At 73.4% G+C, this 21,386-nt stretch carries 17 protein-coding genes and 1 pseudogene; 12 read left to right on the forward strand and 6 right to left on the reverse strand.

What is annotated here, in order from left to right; genetic code table 11:
• The 5 genes from ABZ318_RS19450 (at window position 1) to ABZ318_RS19470 (ending at window position 4,746) form a co-directional block, all read left to right on the forward strand.
• Entirely contained in the window at window positions 1–468 is a 468-nt protein-coding gene (locus tag ABZ318_RS19450; protein WP_356903698.1) for a RidA family protein, read from the forward strand.
• The gene (locus ABZ318_RS19455; protein WP_356903699.1) at window positions 465–1,139 is read left to right on the forward strand and encodes a DUF1028 domain-containing protein; all 675 of its coding nucleotides are present in this window, start codon (window positions 465–467) and stop codon (window positions 1,137–1,139) included. Before ABZ318_RS19450 ends, ABZ318_RS19455 begins: the two co-directional genes overlap by 4 nt.
• The gene (locus tag ABZ318_RS19460) at window positions 1,136–2,299 is read left to right on the forward strand and encodes a M20 family metallopeptidase (protein ID WP_356903700.1); all 1,164 of its coding nucleotides are present in this window, start codon (window positions 1,136–1,138) and stop codon (window positions 2,297–2,299) included. Before ABZ318_RS19455 ends, ABZ318_RS19460 begins: the two co-directional genes overlap by 4 nt.
• Window positions 2,296–3,738 carry an aspartate ammonia-lyase gene (locus tag ABZ318_RS19465; protein ID WP_356903701.1) on the forward strand — a complete coding sequence of 481 codons (1,443 nt, stop codon included), beginning with the start codon at window positions 2,296–2,298 and terminating at the stop codon, window positions 3,736–3,738. Before ABZ318_RS19460 ends, ABZ318_RS19465 begins: the two co-directional genes overlap by 4 nt.
• Window positions 3,739–3,819: 81 nt before the next feature.
• Complete coding sequence (locus ABZ318_RS19470) at window positions 3,820–4,746, forward strand: LysR family transcriptional regulator (protein ID WP_356903702.1); 927 nt, start codon at window positions 3,820–3,822, stop codon at window positions 4,744–4,746.
• A gap of 20 nt (window positions 4,747–4,766) precedes the next feature.
• On the opposite strand, the gene ABZ318_RS19475 is transcribed toward ABZ318_RS19470, so the two are convergent.
• Window positions 4,767–5,384 carry a TetR/AcrR family transcriptional regulator gene (locus tag ABZ318_RS19475; protein ID WP_356903703.1) on the reverse strand — a complete coding sequence of 206 codons (618 nt, stop codon included), beginning with the start codon at window positions 5,382–5,384 and terminating at the stop codon, window positions 4,767–4,769.
• Window positions 5,385–5,628: 244 nt separating this feature from the next.
• On the opposite strand from ABZ318_RS19475, the gene ABZ318_RS19480 reads away from it, so the two are divergent.
• The 4 genes from ABZ318_RS19480 (at window position 5,629) to ABZ318_RS19495 (ending at window position 11,264) form a co-directional block, all read left to right on the forward strand.
• Window positions 5,629–7,101: an aldehyde dehydrogenase family protein gene (locus ABZ318_RS19480; protein ID WP_356903704.1), complete on the forward strand. Its 1,473-nt coding sequence runs from the start codon at window positions 5,629–5,631 to the stop codon at window positions 7,099–7,101.
• Window positions 7,102–7,154: 53 nt separating this feature from the next.
• Window positions 7,155–8,522 (forward strand): aspartate aminotransferase family protein, encoded by a 1,368-nt coding sequence (locus ABZ318_RS19485; protein ID WP_356903705.1) that lies wholly within the window; start codon window positions 7,155–7,157, stop codon window positions 8,520–8,522.
• A 160-nt stretch (window positions 8,523–8,682) separates the two neighbouring features.
• Window positions 8,683–10,185, forward strand: a complete 1,503-nt coding sequence (locus tag ABZ318_RS19490) for an APC family permease (protein WP_356903706.1) — start codon at window positions 8,683–8,685, stop codon at window positions 10,183–10,185.
• A 140-nt stretch (window positions 10,186–10,325) separates the two neighbouring features.
• Window positions 10,326–11,264 carry a nucleoside hydrolase gene (locus ABZ318_RS19495; RefSeq protein WP_356903707.1) on the forward strand — a complete coding sequence of 313 codons (939 nt, stop codon included), beginning with the start codon at window positions 10,326–10,328 and terminating at the stop codon, window positions 11,262–11,264.
• A gap of 59 nt (window positions 11,265–11,323) precedes the next feature.
• Here the strand turns inward: ABZ318_RS19495 and ABZ318_RS19500 are convergent, their stop codons facing one another.
• Both ABZ318_RS19500 and ABZ318_RS19505 read right to left on the reverse strand, forming a co-directional pair.
• Complete coding sequence (locus ABZ318_RS19500; RefSeq protein WP_356903708.1) at window positions 11,324–14,629, reverse strand: S8 family serine peptidase; 3,306 nt, start codon at window positions 14,627–14,629, stop codon at window positions 11,324–11,326.
• A gap of 452 nt (window positions 14,630–15,081) precedes the next feature.
• Complete coding sequence (locus tag ABZ318_RS19505) at window positions 15,082–16,680, reverse strand: hypothetical protein (protein ID WP_356903709.1); 1,599 nt, start codon at window positions 16,678–16,680, stop codon at window positions 15,082–15,084.
• A 372-nt stretch (window positions 16,681–17,052) separates the two neighbouring features.
• On the opposite strand from ABZ318_RS19505, the gene ABZ318_RS19510 reads away from it, so the two are divergent.
• Window positions 17,053–17,679 (forward strand): hypothetical protein, encoded by a 627-nt coding sequence (locus ABZ318_RS19510; RefSeq protein WP_356903710.1) that lies wholly within the window; start codon window positions 17,053–17,055, stop codon window positions 17,677–17,679.
• 63 nt (window positions 17,680–17,742) lie between these two features.
• Here the strand turns inward: ABZ318_RS19510 and ABZ318_RS19515 are convergent, their stop codons facing one another.
• The 3 genes and pseudogenes from ABZ318_RS19515 to ABZ318_RS19525 form a co-directional block, all read right to left on the reverse strand.
• Entirely contained in the window at window positions 17,743–18,132 is a 390-nt protein-coding gene (locus ABZ318_RS19515; protein WP_356903711.1) for a 5'-nucleotidase C-terminal domain-containing protein, read from the reverse strand.
• A pseudogene (locus tag ABZ318_RS19520) lies at window positions 18,093–18,350 on the reverse strand (hypothetical protein); the annotation flags it as partial. The pseudogene ABZ318_RS19520 and the gene ABZ318_RS19515, both read right to left, overlap by 40 nt.
• A gap of 22 nt (window positions 18,351–18,372) precedes the next feature.
• Window positions 18,373–19,020, reverse strand: a complete 648-nt coding sequence (locus ABZ318_RS19525) for a helix-turn-helix domain-containing protein (protein ID WP_356903712.1) — start codon at window positions 19,018–19,020, stop codon at window positions 18,373–18,375.
• Window positions 19,021–19,096: 76 nt separating this feature from the next.
• Between ABZ318_RS19525 and ABZ318_RS19530 the strand changes: the two genes are divergently transcribed.
• On the forward strand, window positions 19,097–20,032 hold the full coding sequence (locus ABZ318_RS19530; RefSeq protein ID WP_356903713.1) for a zinc-binding dehydrogenase: 936 nt from the start codon (window positions 19,097–19,099) through the stop codon (window positions 20,030–20,032).
• A gap of 41 nt (window positions 20,033–20,073) precedes the next feature.
• Entirely contained in the window at window positions 20,074–21,285 is a 1,212-nt protein-coding gene (locus tag ABZ318_RS19535; RefSeq protein ID WP_356903714.1) for a glycosyltransferase, read from the forward strand.
• Window positions 21,286–21,386: the final 101 nt, after the last annotated feature.

Raw genomic sequence — 21,386 nt, forward strand, 5'->3', positions numbered from 1 at the left:
ATGACCTCCACGCCCCCGAAGGCCCCGATCGTCGCCGGCGGACACACCCGCGTCCGCCCGTTCAACACCCGCGAGACCTATCCCGAGCAGAACCTCGACAACGACCTCTGCCAGGCCGTCGTCGCCGGCAACACGGTGTACGTCCGGGGCCAGATCGGCCAGGACCTCGACACCAGCGAGTCCGTGGGCATCGGCGACGCCGAGGCCCAGGCCGAGCGGGCCATGGCCAACATCAAGATGCTGCTCGAAGAGGCGGGCAGCCGCATGGAGCACCTCGTCAAGCTGACGATCTACCTGATCGACCCGCGCTACCGCGAGGCGGTCTACCGCACGGTGGGCCGCTGGACCAAGGGCGTGCACCCCATCTCCACGGGCCTGGTGGTGTCCGCGCTCGCCCGCCCGGAGTGGCTGTGCGAGATCGATGCGATCGCCGTCATCCCCGCGCCCGCCGAGGAGGACGCGGCATGACCTTCTCCCTCGTCGTGCGCGACGGCGAGCGGTTCGGCGTCGTGGCCAGCTCGTCGAGCCCGGCGGTCTTCGCCCGCGTCGCCCATCTGCGACCCGGCGTCGGCGCCGCGACCTCGCAGAACATCACCGACCCCACGCTCGGCACGAGCCTCCTCGCGGGCCTCGCGGAGCACGCGGACGCGGAGCGCGCCCTGGCCGGCGTCACCGGCGCGGCCCGCAACGCCGGGACCATCGACTACCGGCAGCTGACCGTCCTCGGCCGCTCCGGCCCCGGCTTCGCCCACAGCGGCGCGCGGACGCTCGGCACGTACGCCTCGGCCACCGCGGACGGCGCGGTGGCCGCCGGCAACATGCTCTCCGGCCCGCACATCCCCGGCGTGCTCCTCGACGCCTACGCCGCGGCCGGCGGTGAACTCGAAGAGCGTCTCCTCGCCGCCCTCAGGGCCGCCGTCGCGGCCGGCGGCGAGGAGGGCCCGGTGCACTCCGCCGGCCTGGCGGTCGTCGCGGACGTCGACTGGCGCGTGACCGACCTGCGGGTCGACTGGGCCGACGAGCCCGTGGACCGGCTCGGCGAACTCCTCGACGTCTGGCTGCCGCAGCGCGACGACTACGTGCGGCGCGGACTCGACCCCGCCACCGCACCTTCGTACGGCGTCCCGGGGGACCTGTGACAGCGGACATGAAGGAGGCGGCCCGGCAGGCGGTCGACCGCAGGGCCGAGGAGCTGATCGGCCTCTCCGAGCGGCTGCACGCCGACCCGGAGACCGCCTGGGAGGAGCACCGGGCCGCGGCCGCCGTCCCGGAGCTCCTCGACCGGGCCGGATTCGACGTCACCTCGTCCTACCTGGGCCTGGAGACGGCGTTCCACGCCCGGATCGGCAGCGGGCCCGTCCGGATCGCCCTCTGCGCCGAGTACGATGCGCTGCCCGGCCTCGGCCACGCCTGCGGGCACAACCTCATCGCGGCGAGCTCGGTCGGGGCCGCGCTCGGCCTCGCGGCCGTCGCCGACGACGCCGGCCTGACCGTCGAGGTCTACGGCACCCCGGCCGAGGAGGGCGGCGGCGGCAAGATCGAGCTGCTCGACCGGGGCGCCTTCGCCGGCGTGGACCTGGCGATGATGGTGCATCCGGCGCCCGTCGACGTCGCCGAGGCCCGCCCGTTCGCCGTCAGCCACTCCAGGATCTCCTACACCGGGAAGTCCGCGCACGCCGCGGCCTATCCGGAGGCCGGGGTGAACGCGGCCGACGCCTTCACGGTGGCCCAGGTCGCGATCGGCCTGCTCCGCCAGCAGCTGCCGGCCTCGGCCCGGGTGCACGGCGTGGTGACCCACGCCGGCGACGCCCCCAACGCCATCCCGGAGCGCTCGACCGGGCGGTGGTACGTACGGGCGGAGACGCTCGCCGAACTGGCCGCCCTCGAACCGCGCGTGACGCGGGCCTTCGAGGCCGGTGCCCTCGCGACGGGCTGCGAGCTCCGGATCGAACCGGAGAGCAAGCCGTACGCGGAGTTCCGCAACGACGAGACCGCCCTCGGCCACTACCGTGCGAACGCCCTCGCGCTGGGCAGGGAGTTCGCGCCGCCGGGGCAGGCCGCACGGATGAACCGCGCCTCCACCGACATGGGCAACGTCTCCCAGGTGGTGCCGGCCATCCACCCGTACATCGGCATCGGCTCCCTGCCCGCGACCAACCACCAGCACGAGTTCGCCGCGCACTGCGTGGGCGGGACGGCCCGGAAGGCCCTGCTCGACGGGGCGATCGCACTGGCCTGGACGGGCGTGGACCGCGCCGGGCCCGCCGGAAGCATCCCGACGACCGAAGGACCCCGATGACCCCGACCCCGGACCCCCGGCGCACCGCACCGCCGGACCACGGGTACCGCACGGAGCACGACATGCTCGGTGACGTCGACGTGCCGGCGGACGCCTACTACGGGGCGCACACCGTCCGGGCGGTGGCCAACTTCCCCCTCACCGGGGAGACCCTCGCCGCCCGGCCGCACCTGATCGTCGCTCTGGCGGCGGTCAAATGCGCCGCGGCCCGCGCCAACGCCGGGATCGGCGCCCTGGACGCCCCGCTCGCCTCGGCCATCGAGACCGCCTGCGCCGAGATCCGCGACGGAGCCCTGCGGGACCAGTTCGTGGTCGACCTCATCCAGGGCGGCGCGGGCACCTCGACCAACATGAACGCCAACGAGGTGATCGCCAACCGTGCCCTGGAACTGCTCGGCCGCTCCCGCGGAGCGTACGAAGCCCTGCACCCCCTCGACCACGTCAACCTCGGCCAGAGCACCAACGACGTCTATCCGACGGCCCTGAGACTGGCCCTGGACGCGCACGTCGCCGAGCTGCTCGTCGCCCTGGCCGGACTGCGCGGCGCCTTCGAGGGCAAGGCCGCCGAGTTCGCCGACGTCCTGAAGATGGGCCGCACCCAGCTGCAGGACGCCGTCCCCATGACGCTGGGCCAGGAGTTCGGGGCGTACGCCGCCACCCTCGCCGAGGACGAGCAGCGGCTCGCCGAGGTCAGACCGCTGCTGCACGAGCTCAACCTCGGCGGCACGGCCATCGGCACCGGACTCAACGCCCGGCCGGGCTACCGCGAGCGGGCGGTGGAGGAGCTGCGCCGGCTGACGGGCATCCCCACGCTCGTCTCCGCGCCCGACCTCGTCGAGGCCACCCAGGACGTCGGCGTCTTCGTGCACCTCTCCGGAGTGCTCAAACGGATCGCCGTGAAGCTGTCCAAGATCTGCAACGACCTGCGGCTGCTCTCCTCGGGGCCACAGGCCGGCCTCGGGGAGATCAACCTCCCTCCACGGCAGGCCGGTTCGTCCATCATGCCCGGCAAGGTCAACCCGGTGATCCCGGAGGCGGTCAACCAGATCGCCTTCGAGGTGATCGGCAACGACCTGACCGTCACCCTCGCCGCCGAGGGCGGCCAGCTCCAGCTCAACGCCTTCGAGCCGGTCATCCACCGGAGCCTGAGCGCCGGCCTCGACCACCTCACCGCGGGCGTCGGCGTCCTCACCGAGCACTGCGTGCGGGGCATCACCGCCAACCGGGACCGGCTCGCGAAGACCGTCGCCGCCTCCACCGGCCTCGTCACCGCGCTCGGCCCCGCACTCGGCTACGAGACCGCCTGCGCCCTCGCCCTGGAGGCCCACCACACCGGCAGGCCCGCGCTCGACCTCGTACGCGAGCGCGAGCTGCTGACCGAGGCGGAACTCCGCGAGCTCACCAGCCCCGCCGCCCTCACCGGCCGGGGCGCACCCTGAGCACCCCACGGCGTCGTGTCCGTCGCCGGTGCCGCATAGGGTCGGAGCCGGCAAGACACCCCCCAGGCGCGAGGGCCACGCATGACGTCACCAGTGGGTTTCACACTCGTCCAGCTCCGCTACTTCCTCGTCGCCGCCGAACGCGGCTCGATGACGGAGGCGGCGGCGGAGCTGCACATCGCGCAGTCCGCCGTGTCCACGGCCGTCCACAACCTGGAGCAGGACCTGCGGACGCAGCTGTTCATCCGCCGGCGCGGCCGGGGGCTGACGCTCACACCCGCCGGGGAACGGCTCCGGCAGCAGGCCCAGGACCTCCTCGCCCGCGCCCGCGAGGTCGAACGGGAGGCCAGGGGAGGGGGCGGGCCCCTCTCCGGGCCGGTGGCCGTCGGCTGCTTCGTGACCCTGGCCCCGCACTACCTGCCGGCGCTGTTCAGCGAATGCACCCGACGCCACCCCGGCATCGAGCTCGACGTCATGGAGGGGGAGTCGGACCAGCTCGTCCAGGCCCTGGCGGCGGGACGCGTCGACTTCGCGCTCACCTACGACCTCGGTCTGTCGGCCGAGCCGGACCTGCGCGCCGAGACCGTCGCCCGCGCCCCGGCGTACGTCATCGTCCCGGCCGATCACCCCCTGGCCGGCCGGGACGGCGTCGAACTGGCCGAACTGTCGGCGGAGCCGCTCGTCCTCCTCGACCTCCCCCACAGCCGCGACTACTTCCGCTCGCTGCTCGCCGCCACCGGCACCGCGCCCGACGTGCGCTACCGCACGCGGAGCTACGAGACGGTGCGCTCCCTGGTGGCGCGCGGACTCGGCTACTCCGTCCTCAACCAGCGCCCGGCGACCAGCCAGACCTACGGCGGCGGAGAGGTCGCGGAGCTCCGGCTCCGGGACGGCGGACCGCCGCTCGAAGTCAAGATCGCCTCGGTGGCGAGCGTGACCCCGACGGCCCGCGCCCGAGCGGTCATGGACGTCCTGCGGGAGGTCGCCACCCGGTCCGTCGAGGGCTGAGCGGCGACCTCCCCTCCGTCCTACAGGTCGGCCCGGCCCGTCACCGCCCGGGCGTGGGCCAGGAGCAGCTCGCGGGCCCTGTCGGGGCGCAGGGCCGCGTTGCGGCTGACGATGTGCAGTCCGTAGCCGTCCTCCAGGGCCACCAGGCCGTGCGCCAGGTCGGGCGCGGCCGCGGCGAGCGTGAACCCGCCGGTCGCGGCGCCCACCGCGAGGGCGGTCGTGTAGAGCGCGACCTCCCGCGCGAAGAGCGAGGTCATCAGCTCGGCGTGGCCCGGGCTGCGGCCGGCGCGCCGGTGCAGTTCGTACAGGAGCCCGTGGACCGGGTCGTCCGTCGTGCTCGGCAGACCGCTGTTCAGCAGGGCCCGCAGCCGCGCGGCGGGATCGTCGGGGGCCGCCTCGTCGTAGGCCTGCTGCCGGGACGCGAGATAGCCCTCCACCGCGCCCCGGTGCACCTCCAGGACGAGGTCGTCGAGCTCGGGGTAGTAGTACAGGACCGAGCCCTGGGAGACGCCCGCCGCCTCCGCGATGTCCTTGATGCGCAGGGCTTCGAGCCCGCGCTCCGCGATGGCCCGCCCCGCGGCGGAGACGAGGGCCTCCCTGCGTGCCGTCTGGTCGCGTGGTCTGCCGACTTTCCTCATGGGCCCATTCTCTGATGCTCGTATCAGATTCTGCAAGAAGTTCTCGCTCAGGGCATTGACGGCCGGTTCACCTATTGTTTGAATCCCAACTCAAAGAACTCGGTGCGGACGTCGCCGCCGAGCCCCTTCCCCCTCGCCGTCCCGCTGTCTCCGAGCGGCCCCCCCCGAAACGGCCAGGCCCGCACCCCACCCCCGGGGGAGCCGGCTCACCCCACGTCCCACGACGCAAGCGAAGGCCACAGCAATGCAGACCCACGCCCACTGGCGGCAGCGTGCCGCCGACCTCACGCCCCGCACGCGCCTGTTCATCGACGGAGCGTGGACCGATCCCGCAGAGGACCGGTGGATCCCGACCGTGAACCCCGCGACCGGCAAGACCACCGCCCACGTGGCGGCCGGCTCCGCGGCGGACGTCGACCGGGCCGTGGCCGCGGCCCGCACCTCCTTCGAGGACGGCCGCTGGTCGCGCACCGCCCCCGCGGAGCGCAGGCGGGTCCTGCTCGCCCTCGCCCGCCTCGTCGAGGAGCACGGCGAGGAGCTCGCCCTCTGCGACACCCTCGACATGGGCAAGCCCATCGCGGAGTCCCACGGCACCGACGTCCCCGGCGCCGCCGGCGTCTTCACCTGGTACGCCGAGGCCGTCGACAAGCTCTACGACGAGGTCGCCCCGGCCCCGCCGGGCAACCTCGCCCTCGTGCGCCGCGCCCCGCTGGGGGTCGTCGGCGCGGTGGTCCCCTGGAACTTCCCCCTCGACCTCGCGAGCTGGAAGCTGGCCCCCGCGCTGGCCGCGGGCAACAGCGTCGTCCTGAAGCCCGCCGAGCAGTCCCCGCTCTCCGCCCTGCTCCTCGCGGAACTGGCCGCGGAGGCCGGACTGCCCGACGGCGTGCTGAACGTCGTGCCCGGCCCGGGGGAGACGACCGGGCGGGCGCTCGGCCTCCACCCGGACGTGGACACCCTGGTCTTCACCGGCTCCACCGCCGTGGCCAAGCGCTTCCTCGCCTACTCCGCCGAGTCGAACATGAAGCAGGTCTGGCCCGAGGCCGGCGGCAAGAGCCCCAACGTCGTCTTCGCCGACGCCGACCTGGACGCCGCCGCGGAACGCGCCGCATGGGGCTTCGTCTACAACGCCGGACAGGTGTGCTCCGCCAACACCCGCCTCCTCGTCGAGGCCTCCGTCGCCGAGGAGTTCACCGCCCGCGTCGCCGAGCACGCCCGCACCTGGCAGCCGGGCGACCCCCTCGACCCCGCCACCCGGCTCGGACCGCTCGTCGACGAGGCCCAGGCGGCACGCGTCCTCGACGCCGTGCGGTCATCGGGCGGCACCCTCGTGTGCGGCGGCACGCGCCCCGACCGCGACGGCGCCTACCTCGACCCCACCGTCGTCACCGGCCTCGGCCCCGACGCCCCGCTCGTCCGGGAGGAACTGTTCGGCCCCGTCCTGACGGTGCTCCCCTTCCGGGACGAGGCCGAGGCCGTCCGCCTCGCCGACGACTCCGCCTACGGCCTCGCCGCCTCCGTGTGGACCCGGGACCTCGGTCGCGCCCACCGCGTGGCGGACGCCCTGCGCGTCGGCACCGTCTCCGTCAACACCGTCGACGCCCTCAGCCCGTACACCCCCTTCGGCGGGTTCAAGCAGTCCGGGCACGGGCGCGACCTCTCCCTGCACTCCCTCGACAAGTACACCGGCCTGAAGACGACCTGGATCGCCCACGGCTGACCGGCACGCCCTCGTCCGCATCCACACCCTCACCCGAGCAAGGGACTCACCCCATGACCATCGACACCGCAGAGCTCGTCCGCCTTGACCGGGCGCACATCATCCACCCCTACCTGCCGGGCAGCGCCACCGAGCGCGTCGTCATGGCCTCCGGCTCCGGCTGCCGCCTCACCGACACCGAGGGCCGCGACTACCTCGACGCCACCGGCGGCCTCTGGCTCGCCCAGATCGGCCACGGCCGCACGGAGGTCGCCGACGTCGCCCACGAGCAGATGAAGAAGCTGGAGTACTTCACCAGCTTCTGGGAGTTCTCCAACGAGCCGGCCATCAAGCTCGCCGCCCGCCTCGCCGACATCGCCCCCGAGCCCCTCAACCACGTCTACTTCACCTCCGGCGGCTCCGAGGGCAACGAGGCGGCCATCAAGATGGCCCGCTACTACCACCACCGGCGCGGCGAGGGCAGCCGGACGTGGATCCTGGCGCGCAGCAAGGCCTACCACGGCATCGGGTACGGCGGCGGTTCGGCGACCGGATTCCCCCTCTACCACGAGGGCTTCGCGCCGATGATGCCGCACGTCTCCCACCTCACGCCCCCGTGGCCGTACCGCAGCGAGCTCTACGGCGACGAGCCGCTCAGCCCCGAGCAGGTCACCGACTTCCTCGTCCGCGAGCTCGAGGAGCGCATCGCCGAGATCGGCCCGAAGAACATCGCCGCCATGATCGGCGAGCCCATCATGGGCGTCGGCGGCATGCTCGTCCCGCCGGCCGACTACTGGCCCCGGGTGCGGGAGGTCCTCGACCGGCACGGCATCCTGCTGATCTTCGACGAGGTCGTCACCGCGTACGGCCGCGTCGGCGAGTGGTTCGCCGCCCAGTACTTCGACGTCACCCCCGACATCATCGTCACCGCCAAGGGCATCACCTCCGGCTACGTCCCCCTCGGCGCCCTCCTGGTCGGCGACCACCTCGCCGAGGTGCTCCTGCGCGACCACGGATTCCCCATGGGCTACACCTACAACGGCCACCCCGTCGCCACCGCCGTCGCCACCGCCAACCTCGACATCATCGAGAGGGAGGGACTGCTCGCCCGCGCCACCGGCCTGGGCTCCTTCCTCCACGACGAACTCAGGGCACAGCTCGGCGACCTGCCGATCGTCGGCGAGATCCGCTCCGTCGGCATGATGCTGGCCGTCGAACTGGTCCAGGACCGCGCCACCCGCGCCCCCCTGCCCCTCGACCCGGACCGCATGCCCCACGACGTCATCCGCCGCGAAGCCGGCGTGATCGTCCGCGACTCCGCCCACAGCCTGGTCCTCTCCCCGCCGCTCGTCATGACCGAGACCGAGGCGAAGGAAGTGGCCACCGCCCTGCGCGGCGTCCTGGAGCGCACCGAACCCACCGGCGAGATCCGCCCCGCCTGAGGCTTGTCGGACCATTCCCGTCGGGCCCGGGTCGTCCGACGGGCCCTGCCCCCTCCAGGGAGGCCCGGTGCCCGCCGGGCCTCCCCGACACGGACGCCACGCCGTCACCGCGCTCGCGCGCGCCTGCTCGCAGTACCCCTCTCCCCGCTAGGAACTGCCCGTGTCCTCCCCCCTCTCCTCCACCGCCCCGCACGCTCCCCACCCCACGACCGGCCTGCGGCGCAGCCTGAAGCGCCTCGACATCACCGCCCTGGCCATCGCCGCCGTCATCTCCTTCGACACCGTCGGGCAGATCGCCACCGGCGGCGGCGAGGCGGCCACCTGGACGGCGGCCCTCGCGCTCTTCTTCCTCGTCCCTTACGCCCTGCTGTTCGCCGAGACCGGCGCCGCGTTCCCGCAGGAGGGCGGCCCGTACGTCTGGGTCAAGCTCACTCTGGGCCGGGCCGCGGCCGCGCTCACCGTCCTGTTCTACTGGGTGACCAACCCGATCTGGCTGGGCGGCTCCCTGGTCTTCCTCGCCGCCGAGACCTGGGACGGCTTCGTCTTCCCCCTGGGCTCGGGGACCGTCGCCGACTACGGGTTCAAGCTGCTGTTCGTCTGGACCGCCATCCTCACCGCCGTCGTCTCCCTGCGCCGCGGCAAATGGATCACCACCCTCGGCGCCGCGGTGAAGGTCCTCACCCTCGCGGTGTTCACCCTGACCGCGCTGCTCTACGGACTGGAACACGGCTTCCACGGCCTCGCCGACGCCCGCTTCACGCCGACCACCGCCGGATTCCTCGCCCTCGTGCCGATCCTGCTCTTCGCCTACGTCGGCTTCGAGGCCCCCAACGCCGCCGGCGAGGAGATGCACGACCCGCAGCGCGACGTGCCCGCCGCACTCGGGCGCTCCGCGACCGTCGCCGCCTGCTGCTACCTGCTGCCGGTCCTCGCGCTGCTCGCCGTCGTCCCCGCACAGAAGGTCACCGGCATCGGCGGCTTCATGGAAGGCGCCCGCCTCGTCTTCGGCATCTACGGCGACGCGGCCGGCCCGCTCCTGACGCTCACCGCCGTCATGTTCGTCTTCGCCCTCCTCACCCAGGGCAGCGCGTGGATGATCGTCAGCGACCGCATGCAGGCGATGGCCGCCGCCGACGGCGGCTCCTTCAGCCGCAAGCTCGGTGCCTTCCACCCCAAGCTCGGCACGCCCGTGCGGACCAACCTGCTCTCCGGAGCGGTGGCCACCGTGTTCATGATCGTGGCCATGCGGGTCGCCGAGGGCGACGCGGGCGCCGTGTTCGCCGTGGTCCTCACCGTGGCCGTCACCACGCTGCTGCTGTCCTACCTCGTCATCGTCCCCGCCCTCGTCCTGCTCCGGCTGCGCCGGCCCGACGTCGTACGGCCCTACCGCGTCCCCTTCGGCCACCGCGGCTTCATGGGCTGCGCGGCACTGGTCTACGCCTGGATCCTCGTCGGCTCCTGGTGCGCCCTCTTCCCCGGGACCCTGGAAGCGCTCTTCGGCATCGAGTACGCCTTCGACGACGTCTGGGGCATGTCCCGCGGCGCGTTCGAGGCGTTCACCCTCGGCACGGTCGCCGTCCTGCTCCTGGTCGGCGCCCTCGGCCTGCTGATCGCCCGCAGGGAGCCCCCGCAGCCGGCCGCCGCCGCCGAGGCGGAAGCCTAGAAGCCCCGCCGGGCGCGGGCGACAGGGCGGTGGTCCTGTCGCCCGCGCCCGCCGTCGCTCCCGTCGTCGGAAGATCCCGCCCCCGTCCGGAACGCGCCGAGGTCCTTCGCCTCACCGGTCGTGTGTGGGACGGTGAGGACATGCCGGTTCCCGTGATTCTCGACTGCGATCCCGGTCACGACGACGCCTTCAACATCCTGCTGGCCGCCGCCCACCCCGCGATCGAACTGCTCGCGATCACCACCGTCGCGGGCAACCAGACGCTGGAGAAGACCACGCTCAACGCCCGCCGGGTCTGTTCCGTGGCCGGGATCCGGGGCGTACCGGTCGCGGCGGGCCGCGACCGCCCGCTGCACGGACCGCCCCGGATCGCCGAGAACATCCACGGCGACTCCGGCCTGGACGGGCCCGGCTTCGGCGAGGGCGAACCGGAGGTGCCCCAGGACCCGCGCGACGCCCTCACCCTCATCCGGGACACCCTGCTCGCGCACCCTGCGCCGGTGACGCTCGTACCGACCGGGCCGCTCACCAACATCGCGGTCTTCCTGCTCGCCCACCCCGAACTCGCCGCGCGCATCGAGCGGATCGTGCTCATGGGCGGCTCGACGGGGCGCGGCAACACCACGCCCGCCGCCGAGTTCAACGTCCTGTGCGATCCGGAAGCCGCGGACATCGTCTTCCGCAGCGGTCTGCCGGTGACCATGTTCGGGCTCAACGCGACCCACCAGGTGCGGGCCACCGCCGAGGTCGTCGCCCGGATCGCCGCGCTCGGCACCCCGCTGAGCGGGCTCTGCGCCGACCTGCTCACCTACTTCGCGTCCACGTACCGCGAGGTGTACGGCTTCGACGCGCCCCCGCTGCACGATCCGCTCACCGTCGCCCACCTCATCAACCCGTCACTGGTCAGCCTGGTACGGGCGGCGGTGACGGTGGAGCTCAGCGGCACGCACACCCGGGGCGCGACGGTGGTGGACCTGCACGGGGTGACGGGCCGGCCGGCCGACACCGAGGTCGGCATGGAGGCCGACACGGACGCGTTCTGGGACCTGATCGTGGAGGCCGTGCGCGTCCTCGGCTAGTTCTTATGGCGATGGGGCGGCACCACCAGGGGTGGTGCCGCCCCGTCAGACGAACCAGGTCACTTGCCGTACCACGCGTTGTGGACGGTCAGCGTCGACGTGTTGCCCTGCTTGTCCGTGACCTCGGCGGAGAGCGAGACGCCGCTGTCCTTCGCCGGGCTCTTCACGGAGATCACGCCGCCCACGACCTTCACGGACCGCCAGGTCCGCCCGTCGTCGTAGCTCACGGACACGGCCAGCGACTTGAGGTTCGCTCCGGCGGCCGAGCCCTGCACGGTCACGGGGACCAGGACCGTCGTGCGCTCCGGAAGGCGCGAGGCGAGGTCGACGGGGGCCGCGAAGCGGACCGTGGACACCGGCAGCGCCGTGGTGGCCGCGACCCGCCCCGAGCGGAACGTGAAGCCGGCCTCGATCCGCGTGGAGACCGTGGCGGCCTTCGCCGGACGTTCCACGGAGGTCGTCAGCCGGTACTCGGCGTCCGCGGCGTCGACCGTGAAGGGCTGCGAGCCGCTCAGCGGGTCGTCGTTCTCGGCGACCTTGACGCCGTCGCGGTACAGCGTCGACTTCGCCGAGGTGTACGGGACCGATCCCGGGTGCCCCTTGCCGTCGGCGAACAGCGGCACGGCGCCGACGAGCCGCTCCTCGCCCGTGGCCGGGTCGGGAGCGGTGCGGAAGACGCCCGTGCCCTCGCCGAGCAGCGGGCCGAAGACACCGGTGTTGAAGGTCTCCCGGTACGTCCGGCCGGCCTCGTAGCGCTTCGGCCGGGCCATCTCGTAGGCACCCTCGAAGGCCGGGTAGCCCCACTCATCGGGGTCGCCCAGCTGGTTGAACCGGGTGAGCCACGTGGCGCCGTCGGCGGTGGAGACGTAGAAGGTACGGGTGCCCGGCGCCGCCTGCGGCGCGGAGAAACCGTTGCCCTCCGGCGCGCCCGGCAGATGGGCGTACGGGGAGGCGAGCGCGGTCTTCCCGGGGGCGGAGGCGCCGAGGCCGACCTTGAGGGTGGCCAGCTCGTTCGCCCTCACGTGCCTGGTGTAGCCGGTCGCGACCGTGCTCGCCCTGCCGCCGAAGGCCACCGAGTACTGGCTTGTGGCGTCCTTGAGGAAGTGCGCGTCCCAGGTCTGCAGGAGGGAGCCGTCGGTGACGGCCGGGCCCATGTGGGCGGTGCGGAAGCCGGTGAAGCCCCTCAGGACCCAGCCGTTGCCGACGCGCCCGACGTCGGCGGTGGCGAGCTCGTAGTAGGTCCCCGCGTAGTCCGCCCTGGTGAGACCGGGGACGGTGAGGTCCACCGGCTTCGTGGTGCGGGCGTCGGCGGTGACCGTGGTGTCGGCGGAGACGTCCAGCTTCGGCTGGGCGATCCAGTCGGTGCCCGCCGCGTAGTCCGACGGGTTCTGGTAGACGGCCGTGTTGAGCGTGTACGCGCCCTTGGGCACGCGGATCGTGTGGGCGCCCGGCTCGTTGTCGATGCGGGTCTCGAAGCCCGCGGCCGACCCGCCGACACCCGTCAGGGTGTTGGAGAAGTACGAGGCGTCGGCGCCGTCGCGCCCGAGGGTGCGGATCGTCAGGTCGTACGACTCCGCCTCCCGCACGGCCACCGCGGCCGTGCGGACGGACTGGCCCGCGCCGGTGGCGGTGACGTAGCCCGAATAGGTGCCGTCGGCGTCGCCGATCCCGGTGTCGGCGACGAGACCGACCTCGGCCGTCCCGCCCGCGGGCACGGTCACCTTCGAGGCGTCGAGCGCGAAGAACCCGGCCGGGGCCGGCTTGCCCGACGGGTCCAGGCCGGACACCGACAGGTCGAGGGTGACGTCAGTGGTCCCGAGGTTGCGGTAGGAGAGCTTCTTGGTGACGGGCTTGTCGTCGGCGTGCGGCCAGAGGGCCGTGCCGAAGTTCAGCGACACCGGCTCGGCGACGACGTTCCGGGCGAGCGCCTCGTCGACCCGGATCCGGCCCGTGCCCTGCTGGAAGGGTGTGTAGCCGCCGCCCTCGGCGGAGCCGGTCAGCGCGCCCTTGAGCTCGGCGGCCTTCCAGTCGGGGTGCCGCTGCTTCAGGACCGCGGCCGCGCCGGCGACGTGCGGGGTGGCCATGGAGGTGCCGTCGATCTGGAGGTATCCCGGCGCGGGGTGCGGCGTGCCGGGGCGCGTGTCGATGGCGCTGCCGGCCGCGGCGGCCGCGGTGATGGCGACGCCGGGCGCGGTCACGTCCGGCTTGACGGCGCCGTCACCGACGCGCGGGCCGGTGCTGGAGAAGGGCGCGAGCCGGTCGTCCTTGTCGACGGCGCCGACGGTCAGCGCGGCGTCCGCGGTGCCCGGCGAACCCACGGACGACGCACCGGACTCGCCCTCGTTGCCCGCGGCGATCGCGAACAGGACGCCCTTCTCGGCGGACAGCCGGTCGACCGTCGCCTCCAGCGGGTCGACGCCGGGGCTGTCGGGTCCGCCGAGGCTGAGGTTGACCACGTCCGCGCCTTCGGCGGCGGCCCACTCCATGCCGGCGATGATGGCGGAGTCGTCCCCGTACCCCTCGTCGTCGAGGACCTTTCCGCTGATCACCTTGGCGCCGGGGGCGACGCCCTTGTACCGGCCGCCGGACCTGGCGCCGGTGCCGACGGCGATCGACGCGACGTGCGTGCCGTGTCCGACGCGGTCCACGGCGTCGGCGGAGGCGGAGAAGTTCTTCTCGCCGACGACCTGCGTCCTGAGGTCGTCGTGGGTCCTGTCGACGCCGGTGTCGAGGACGGCGATCTTCACGCCCGTGCCGTCGAACCCGGACTCCCAGGCCTTGTCGGCACCGATCTGCCGGACGCTGCGGTCCAGGCTCGCGCCGCGCACCCCGTCCAGCCACACCGTGGCGATGCCGGAGGCGGCGACGCGCGCGCCGGTGGCCTGACGGTCGGTCAGTGCCTCCCACACCCGGGCCACGTCCTCCGGGGACGTACGGACCGCGTCGGCGTTGATCGTCGGGAACGTGCGCCGCACCTGGGTGTCGCCGGCCGCGCGCACCTCGGCGCGTGCGGCGCCGGCGCTCCCCGCGTACCGCACGATCAGTTTGAGACCGGCGCCGTGGCTCTCGCGCAGCCGCGGGTCGGTGAGCACGTCGAGGTCGAAGAGCCGCTGGTCGAGGCGGCCCGTGGCGATCAGGCGCCGCGCGTCGGCGGGCACCACGAGGGTGTGGTCCCCGGTGCGCTGCACCTGTACGGGTATGTGTTCACGGCCCTCGGCGGACTCGAAGCCCACCATCCGGCCCTCGGCGTCCACCACCACGCGGTCGCCCGTGACGAGCGGGATCCGCTGGGTGCCGCCGACGCGTGGGGCGGTGTCGGGTGTGGCCGCCGCGATCGCGACGGTCGCCGTCGCGGGGCCGGTCATGCCTGCTACGAGGGCCACCGATGTGGCCGCTGCGATGGTGAGGGCGCGTGCTCTGTGCACGTGTGCGCGCAAGTCTCCCCCAGGAGCTCGGGATGAGGTCGGGTGGTCGGTTCCGGCCAGGGGTGCCAAGGCGCCCGCCGTCGGTCAGCGCAGTATGTGAAGCGGGACGGACGTGATCAACGACGGTTCGGGGAAGGAGGGTCGAGCCGTATGGATTCAGGCCATCCTGAAGCCAGTGAGTGCGATGGGGCGACGATGACGGTGTGACGGGAGCGTGACGCCGGGACGATCCTTCCGCGACGGCGGCGCGCACCGGCCCCGCGCGAACGCGGGCCCCACGGCCTTTTCGGGGGCCGCGCCCCGCGTGCTCGGAGCGCGTCCCTCCTCTTGGCCGTATCCGTACCCGGAGGGAACGGCTCTCCGTCCGGGTACGGCAGGGGCGGCCCCCGCGGCTACGGCTGGCCGTCCACCCAGCTCAACTTGTGCCCGTACAGCACCCGCTGGCAGTAGTCCGTGCCCACCGGATCGGCGGCGTCCCGGTTCGCGGTGCAGTCGGACGCCGACCCCGGGCGGTGCTCGGAGAGGGACCACAACCGGCCCGTGCCGCGCTCGACGTAGAGGTCCTCGGCGCCCCGGGCGGTCTTGACGGGCCGGCCGCTCGCGACCAGCTCCTTGTCGGTGTTCCAGTGGTGGCGCCAGAGGTTGCCCGGCTCGTCCGTGCCCTTCGACTCGTTCACGTACAGCGTGCCGTTGTTCGCCGCCGCGCCCTGCGCGCCGCCGTTGGTCAACGGCAGGTAGTTGGCCCAGCCTTCGGCGGTCACGTCGGCGGTGCGGCCCTCCAGGGCCGCGACGGGGAACGAGGCGATGCGGCCGGTGGACGGGTAGCCGGTCGCCGGACGGCAGTACTCACCCATGATCAGCCGGTCCGGGGTGGTGCTGCGGTCGAGCGAGATGTACGAGGCCTTCGGCGCGCCGGTCGAGACGCAGGCGTAGGAGCCCACGGGGTTGCTCTGCGTCGCCTTGAACTTCCAGGCGGCGACCTGCGGCATCACGTAGCGGTAGCCGAAGCTGTACCAGACGTTGTCGTGCCGGCCCACCTTCGTCTTGTCCTCGACGTCGGCGGTGGTCTTCACCCCGTCGGTGTCGGCGCCCATCGCGTCGTGCGTGCTCGGGTCGCCGTCCGGGTCCAGGTCCATGATGTAGCGCATGTCGAAGACGCGCAGGCCGTTGCGGGTGTCGGCGACGTACAGGTAGTTGCCGTACCAGACGATCCCGCCGGCGTGGACGCCCTTCTGGATCGGGTACTCGGAGGCGTGCAGTCCGTCGAAGGAGATGTGGTCGGCCGAGTTGACGTACGTCCAGCCCAGCAGGACGTGCCGGTACTTGACCTCGGGGCTGCCGGTGGCCGGGTTGGTCCGGCTCTGTACGAAGGTGATCCGGACGCCCTTCTGGTTGCAGGCGTCGTCGGCCTCCAGCTCGGCCGCGGTGCAGTCGCCGGTCGCCGGGTCGGGGTCGGTCTCCCGGCCGGGGTCCGAGCCGTCGTACGAGGCGAACAGCTGGATGTTCCCGGCCTCGCCCCACAGCTCGTTGTCCTTGGCGTCGGATACGCCGGTGAATCCCTGCGGGACCCACTCGGGCGAGGTGGAGTCGTCGCTCTGCAGGCAGTACTTGACGTCGGGATCGGGAGCGGTGCCGAACGGGTCGCGGGAGCACCACGGAGTCACGGTGCGGTTGGCCCCGGCCAGGAGGTTCTGCACGCCCGACTTGGGGAGCACCGAGTCCAGGCGGGCGACCCGCGTGGTGGTCTCGGAGTTCAGCGCGCCGGGCGACATCGTGAAGTCCCCGGGCGAGGCCGTGCCGCCGGGCGAGGTCCAGGCGGTGGCCGCGAGCGGAGAGGGAGCGGCCTCGGCGGCGAGGGGCTCCTGGACCGTGGAGTCCGGGCCGCCCGGCGGGCCGTCCTCGGCCTGGGCCGGAGCCACGAGGCCGGTGAACGCGAGCGAGGCCGCGGCGGCCGTCGTGAGCCAGGCGCGACGTGTTCGCCTTGAGGGCATGGGAGGTTACCTCCGTCTGTTGATGCGTCAGGCAAGTCGAACGGAGGGTTCCAGAACGCCTGAGCGAAAGGCAAACGTGATCGATTTGCCTGCAATGCCTCATGAATCACCAGTGGTTGATGATGAAATGAGCGAATCGCACCGATCGTGGGGACGCGGGCCAGGATGCCCGGACGGCCGGGAGGTGACGGTCCGACGCACGGTCGGTGCAAGACCCGCCGCCGATCCCCACAAGATCCACACGCTGGACGGGCGGGCCGTACTCGACGCCGGCTGCGGACCTCCCGGCGGACGAGCGGACCGGCCCGGGCGCGGTCGTCATGGCGAAGCGCCCCGGCGGCGCTGTCAGCGGCGGGAGCTAACGTCCCGGGCATGGGATTCACGAGCGCGTGGGCGATCAGCAGTCACACCGACGAGGTCGTCACCGACCTCGGCCCACGCCTCCTGCCCGCGATGCGGGCGGACCGTGCCCACCCGGATGCCGGACGGCGCTGGTCGGCCTGGCAGCGGCAGCCGCTCCCCGACCACCGGACCTGGTACTCCCCCGACGGGGAGGCGCGGGACGCCATCGCGTCGTTCCAGGCCCTCACCGCACCCGGCCGCCATGTCGACGACGTGTGCGACGGGAGTACGGACCCCTCCTTCCACGTCCTGGACGACGTGTGGGAAGGGCAGGACGAGGACGGCATGTTCATCTCCGTCCACCACAAGGAGTACGCGGTCTCGTCCCTGTTCCACGCCATCGGACCGACGCGCGCGGCGCTGCTGCCGGGCTGGTGCGGCACCTTCCTGCTCTCCGCCGCGCAGGTGCGCGCGAGTCTGCCGCTCGTCGAGCGTGCGCTGACCCTCGCTCCGACCGAACGGGCGGCCGTGGAGGACCAGGACTGGCTGGACTACACCGAGGGCGAGGAGTCCGTTCTGGACGGCCCCCTGCGCGTCTGGCGTGCGGCCGCGCGTCAGGGGCTGGGTCTGTGCGGTGTCGCCGTGCATCTGTGCTGAAGGCCCGCGGGCCGGGCCGCCCGTCTTCGGTGGTCCGGCCCGCGGTGTTCCGTTCTCGTGTGCTCAGCGGGCGACGAAGGTGATGCGGCCCGGGGCCGGGGGAGCGGCGGGGGCGGTGGCCGAGGTGGTGGTCTCCAGGTGGGCGACCAGTGCCTCCAGGTCCGTCATCTCGCCCCCTTCCCGTGCGGTGATCCCGCCGAAGACGGTGAAGCCGTTGCCGTCGTTCGCGAGGAACTCGTTGAGGACCACCCGGTAGGTGGTGTTCGGCGCCACCGGCTGCCCGTCGACCCGTACCGTCTCCGCGAGGAGACGGTCGGCGCCGGTGCGGCTCATGTCGACGGAGTGGCTGAGCTCCTCGGAGAGCCGGAGAAGCGCGGGCTGTCCGCGTTCACGCCGGTGAACTGCTGCTGAAGCGCGGTGACGAGCTGCGCGCCGGTCACCGGCAGCACCCACAGCGGGGTCTCGAAGGGCTGGACCCGGTAGGTGTCCGGGTACGTGACGGCGCCCCCGTCGTCCGGGTGGCAGCCGCCGTCGACGATGCGCCGGAGCTCGGCCGGGCCCTCGTCGAACTCGTGGTTGCCGACGGAGCTGACACCGAGACCGGGTTCTTCGAGGGCGTCGACCGTCGGCTCGTCGTGGAAGAGCGCCGAGAGCGGCGGACTGCCGCCGATCGTGTCGCCCGCAGCGCCCCGTTCAGCCGTTCGGTTCGGTCGTCGTGGCGAGTGCCCGCGGCAGTTCGGCCGCGGTGGCGTGGAGTCGGTGTACGAGGTCCTCGGGGGAGTGCCCGGTCGGCTGGGCCACCCAGGCGTCCAGAGCCCGGTGGAACGCCACGACGAGCAGGTCGAGCGCCAGACGGGCGTGCAGCCGTCCGGCGGGGTCGGGGAGGGCGAAGCGGCGTTCGACCACGGCGAGCGCGGCCCGCGTGGTGCGGTCGCAGAACGCGAGGCCGTGCGCGTCCATCGAAGGGGTGAGGGCGGCGAGTCGGCGCGCGGCCAGGACGCGCCCGGCCCATCCGTCGGCCGGCATCCGGCCGACGGCCTCGGCGAGCGCGTCCTCGAACAGCGTGAGAAGCCGTCGGCCGTCGGCCGGGCAGCTCTCCAGGACGTCGAGGAAGGCCGCCCACAGGTCCTGGGTGGGAGCCATGGCGACGTCTTCCTTGCTGTCGAAGTAGCGGAAGAAGGTCCGCTTCGACACTTCGGCGGCCTCGCAGAGACCGTCCAGCGTCACGCCGTCGAAGCCGTGGGCACCGAACAGCTCCAGGGCGGTGTCGATCAGGGTCTGCCGGGTGCGCAGCTTCTTGCGTTCGCGCAGCGGGAGTGCGGGAGAGGTCTCGGCGGTCATCGGCACCACTGTATCGGAGCAGCAAGCGCTACCTATAGGCTTATGCCACTCAGTGGCAGAATCTTGGAGGTCTTGCATGCGCGCGCTTCTCGTCGACCCCTCCGCCCCCGGCGGCCTCCGCCTCGGCACCGCCCCCGATCCCGAACCCGCGCCCCACCAGGCCCTGGTCCGGGTGACCGCGACCTCGCTCAACCCCGGCGAGATCGCCTTCGGCCTCGGCGCCGCCCCGAAGGGCGCGGTCCTCGGCTGGGACGCCGCCGGAATCGTCGAACGCGCCGCCGCGGACGGCTCGGGCCCCGCCCCCGGCACTCCCGTGGTGACCCTGATGCCCGACGGCGCCTGGGCCGAACTCCGCGCGGTCGACACCGCACTGATCGGCGTCGCCCCCGCCGGAGCCGACCCGGCCGCCCTCGCCACCGTTCCCGTCGCCGGCACGAGCGCCCTGCGCGCCCTGCACCGCCTCGGCCCGATCCTCGGCCGCGACGTCCTGATCACCGGGGCGACCGGAGGCGTCGGGCGGTACGCCGTCCAGCTCGCCCGCGCCGGCGGCGCCCACGTCGTGGCGTCGACCAGCTCCCCGGCTGCGAACGGCGAACTCCTGCGCGGCCTCGGGGCGCACGAGGTGGTCGGAGCGCCGAAGGAGGTCTCCCGGCCGGTGGACGGCGTGATCGACCTGGTCGGCGGACCGCTGCTCGTGGAGGCGTACGACACCCTCGGCGAGGGCGGCACGCTGGTCGCCCTCGGGCACTCCGCCGGCACGGGCGAGGACTTCCCGTTCGGGACGCTGTTCGGCGACCAGGGGCGGCACGACCGGTCCGTGGTGACCTTCTTCCTGCTCTCCTGCGCCGGCCTCGACCGCGACCTCGGCCGGCTCGCCCACCGCGTCGCCGACGGGACCCTCGACCCGGGCATCACCTGGCGGGGCGACTGGGCCGACGCGGCCGAGGCGGTCGCCGCCCTGCTCGCCGGAGACCTCCACGGCAAGGCGGTCCTGACCTTCGGTCAGAGCTGAAAGTGATCGTCGTCGGTGTCGGTCGGGAGGAAGATCGTCCCATGCGCATTCTGATCATCACCGCCGGATCCCGTGGCGACGTCGCACCCTTCACCGGCCTGGGGCGGCGCCTGCTCGACGCCGGCCATCAGGTCGCCGTGGCCGCCCACCCGGCCTTCGCCGCGCTCCTCGGCGGGTGCGGCCTGGAGCACCGGACCGTGCCGGGAGACCCGCAGGCGCTGATCCGGGACTGGGGACGGGCGGCCTCCCGCGAGGAGGCCCAGGCCTTGACCAGGGCGTACGCGGACGGGCTCGCCGACGGAGTCGCGGAGGCCGTGGCGGGCGGCGCCGACCTGCTGCTCACCCCCTTCGGCCCGGCGCCCCTGGCCCGCACGGCCGGCGAGGCGTTCGGCGTCCCCGTCGTCGGCACCTACCTCGTACCGGCGTTCGCCACCCGGGAGTTCCCCCTGCCCCACGCCCGGAGCACCGACGACCTGGGCCCGGAGGGCAACCTCGCCGCGGGCCGGGACGTGCTGAAGCGCGCCGAAGGGGCCTTCGCGGGAGCCGTGACCCGGCTGCGCGACCGCCTCGGGCTGCCCGCCGACACGCCTTCGGCACCGGGGGACATCCGGCCGGTCTTCCACGGCTACAGCCCGCTGGTGGTGCCCCGCCCCGAGGACTGGCCGTCCCGGGTCCACGTCACGGGCTACTGGTGGCCCGCGCGGCCGGACCACTGGCGGCCCCCGGCCGAACTGACCGACTTCCTCCAGGCCGGTCCGCCCCCGGTGTTCATCGGGTTCGGCAGCATGGCGGCGGGCCGGGGGGAGCGGCTCAGCGAGCTGGTGGCCGCGGCGGTACGGCGTGCCGGCGTGCGGGCGGTGGTGCAGGCGGGGTGGGCGGGGCTGAGCGGCTGCGGCGACGACGTCCTGGCCGTCGGCGACGTCCCGCACGACTGGCTGTTCCCGCGCACCGCCGCCGTGGTCCACCACGCGGGCGCGGGCACCACGGCGGCCGGGCTGCGGGCCGGCGTACCCGCCGTGCCCGTCCCCGTCATGTACGACCAGCCGTTCTGGTCGGCCCGGCTGCACGCGCTCGGGGTCGCCCCGCGGCCCGTCCCGTTCGACTCCCTGACCGCCGAGGCCCTCGGCGACGCGATCACGGCCTGCCTCTCCGAGCCGTCCCACCGCCGCCGCGCGGCCGAACTCGCCCACGGGATCGCCGCGGAGGACGGCGCCGCCGCCCTGCTCGCCCACATCGGTCCGGAAGGGGAATGAACCCGAGTGTCCGGCCGTGCCCGCGACACGTCACGGGCACGCCCCGACGCCCGGCGCCCGGGGCCGGGCGCCCCGCACGCGAAAACAAACCTCAAAAAAAA

The organism is Streptomyces sp. NPDC006197 (assembly GCF_040613865.1).
GTDB lineage: Bacteria > Actinomycetota > Actinomycetes > Streptomycetales > Streptomycetaceae > Streptomyces.

Bases quoted from the DNA above. Each gene is read 5' to 3' on its own strand.
- ABZ318_RS19450 (WP_356903698.1), top strand. From the start codon at position 1: ATGACCTCCACGCCCCCGAAGGCCCCGATCGTCGCCGGCGGACACACC.
- ABZ318_RS19455 (WP_356903699.1), top strand. From the start codon at position 465: ATGACCTTCTCCCTCGTCGTGCGCGACGGCGAGCGGTTCGGCGTCGTG.
- ABZ318_RS19465 (WP_356903701.1), top strand. From the start codon at position 2,296: ATGACCCCGACCCCGGACCCCCGGCGCACCGCACCGCCGGACCACGGG.
- ABZ318_RS19470 (WP_356903702.1), top strand. From the start codon at position 3,820: ATGACGTCACCAGTGGGTTTCACACTCGTCCAGCTCCGCTACTTCCTC.
- ABZ318_RS19475 (WP_356903703.1), bottom strand. From the start codon at position 5,384: ATGAGGAAAGTCGGCAGACCACGCGACCAGACGGCACGCAGGGAGGCC.
- ABZ318_RS19480 (WP_356903704.1), top strand. From the start codon at position 5,629: ATGCAGACCCACGCCCACTGGCGGCAGCGTGCCGCCGACCTCACGCCC.
- ABZ318_RS19485 (WP_356903705.1), top strand. From the start codon at position 7,155: ATGACCATCGACACCGCAGAGCTCGTCCGCCTTGACCGGGCGCACATC.
- ABZ318_RS19495 (WP_356903707.1), top strand. From the start codon at position 10,326: ATGCCGGTTCCCGTGATTCTCGACTGCGATCCCGGTCACGACGACGCC.
- ABZ318_RS19500 (WP_356903708.1), bottom strand. From the start codon at position 14,629: ATGACCGGCCCCGCGACGGCGACCGTCGCGATCGCGGCGGCCACACCC.
- ABZ318_RS19505 (WP_356903709.1), bottom strand. From the start codon at position 16,680: ATGCCCTCAAGGCGAACACGTCGCGCCTGGCTCACGACGGCCGCCGCG.
- ABZ318_RS19510 (WP_356903710.1), top strand. From the start codon at position 17,053: ATGGGATTCACGAGCGCGTGGGCGATCAGCAGTCACACCGACGAGGTC.
- ABZ318_RS19525 (WP_356903712.1), bottom strand. From the start codon at position 19,020: ATGACCGCCGAGACCTCTCCCGCACTCCCGCTGCGCGAACGCAAGAAG.
- ABZ318_RS19530 (WP_356903713.1), top strand. From the start codon at position 19,097: ATGCGCGCGCTTCTCGTCGACCCCTCCGCCCCCGGCGGCCTCCGCCTC.
- ABZ318_RS19535 (WP_356903714.1), top strand. From the start codon at position 20,074: ATGCGCATTCTGATCATCACCGCCGGATCCCGTGGCGACGTCGCACCC.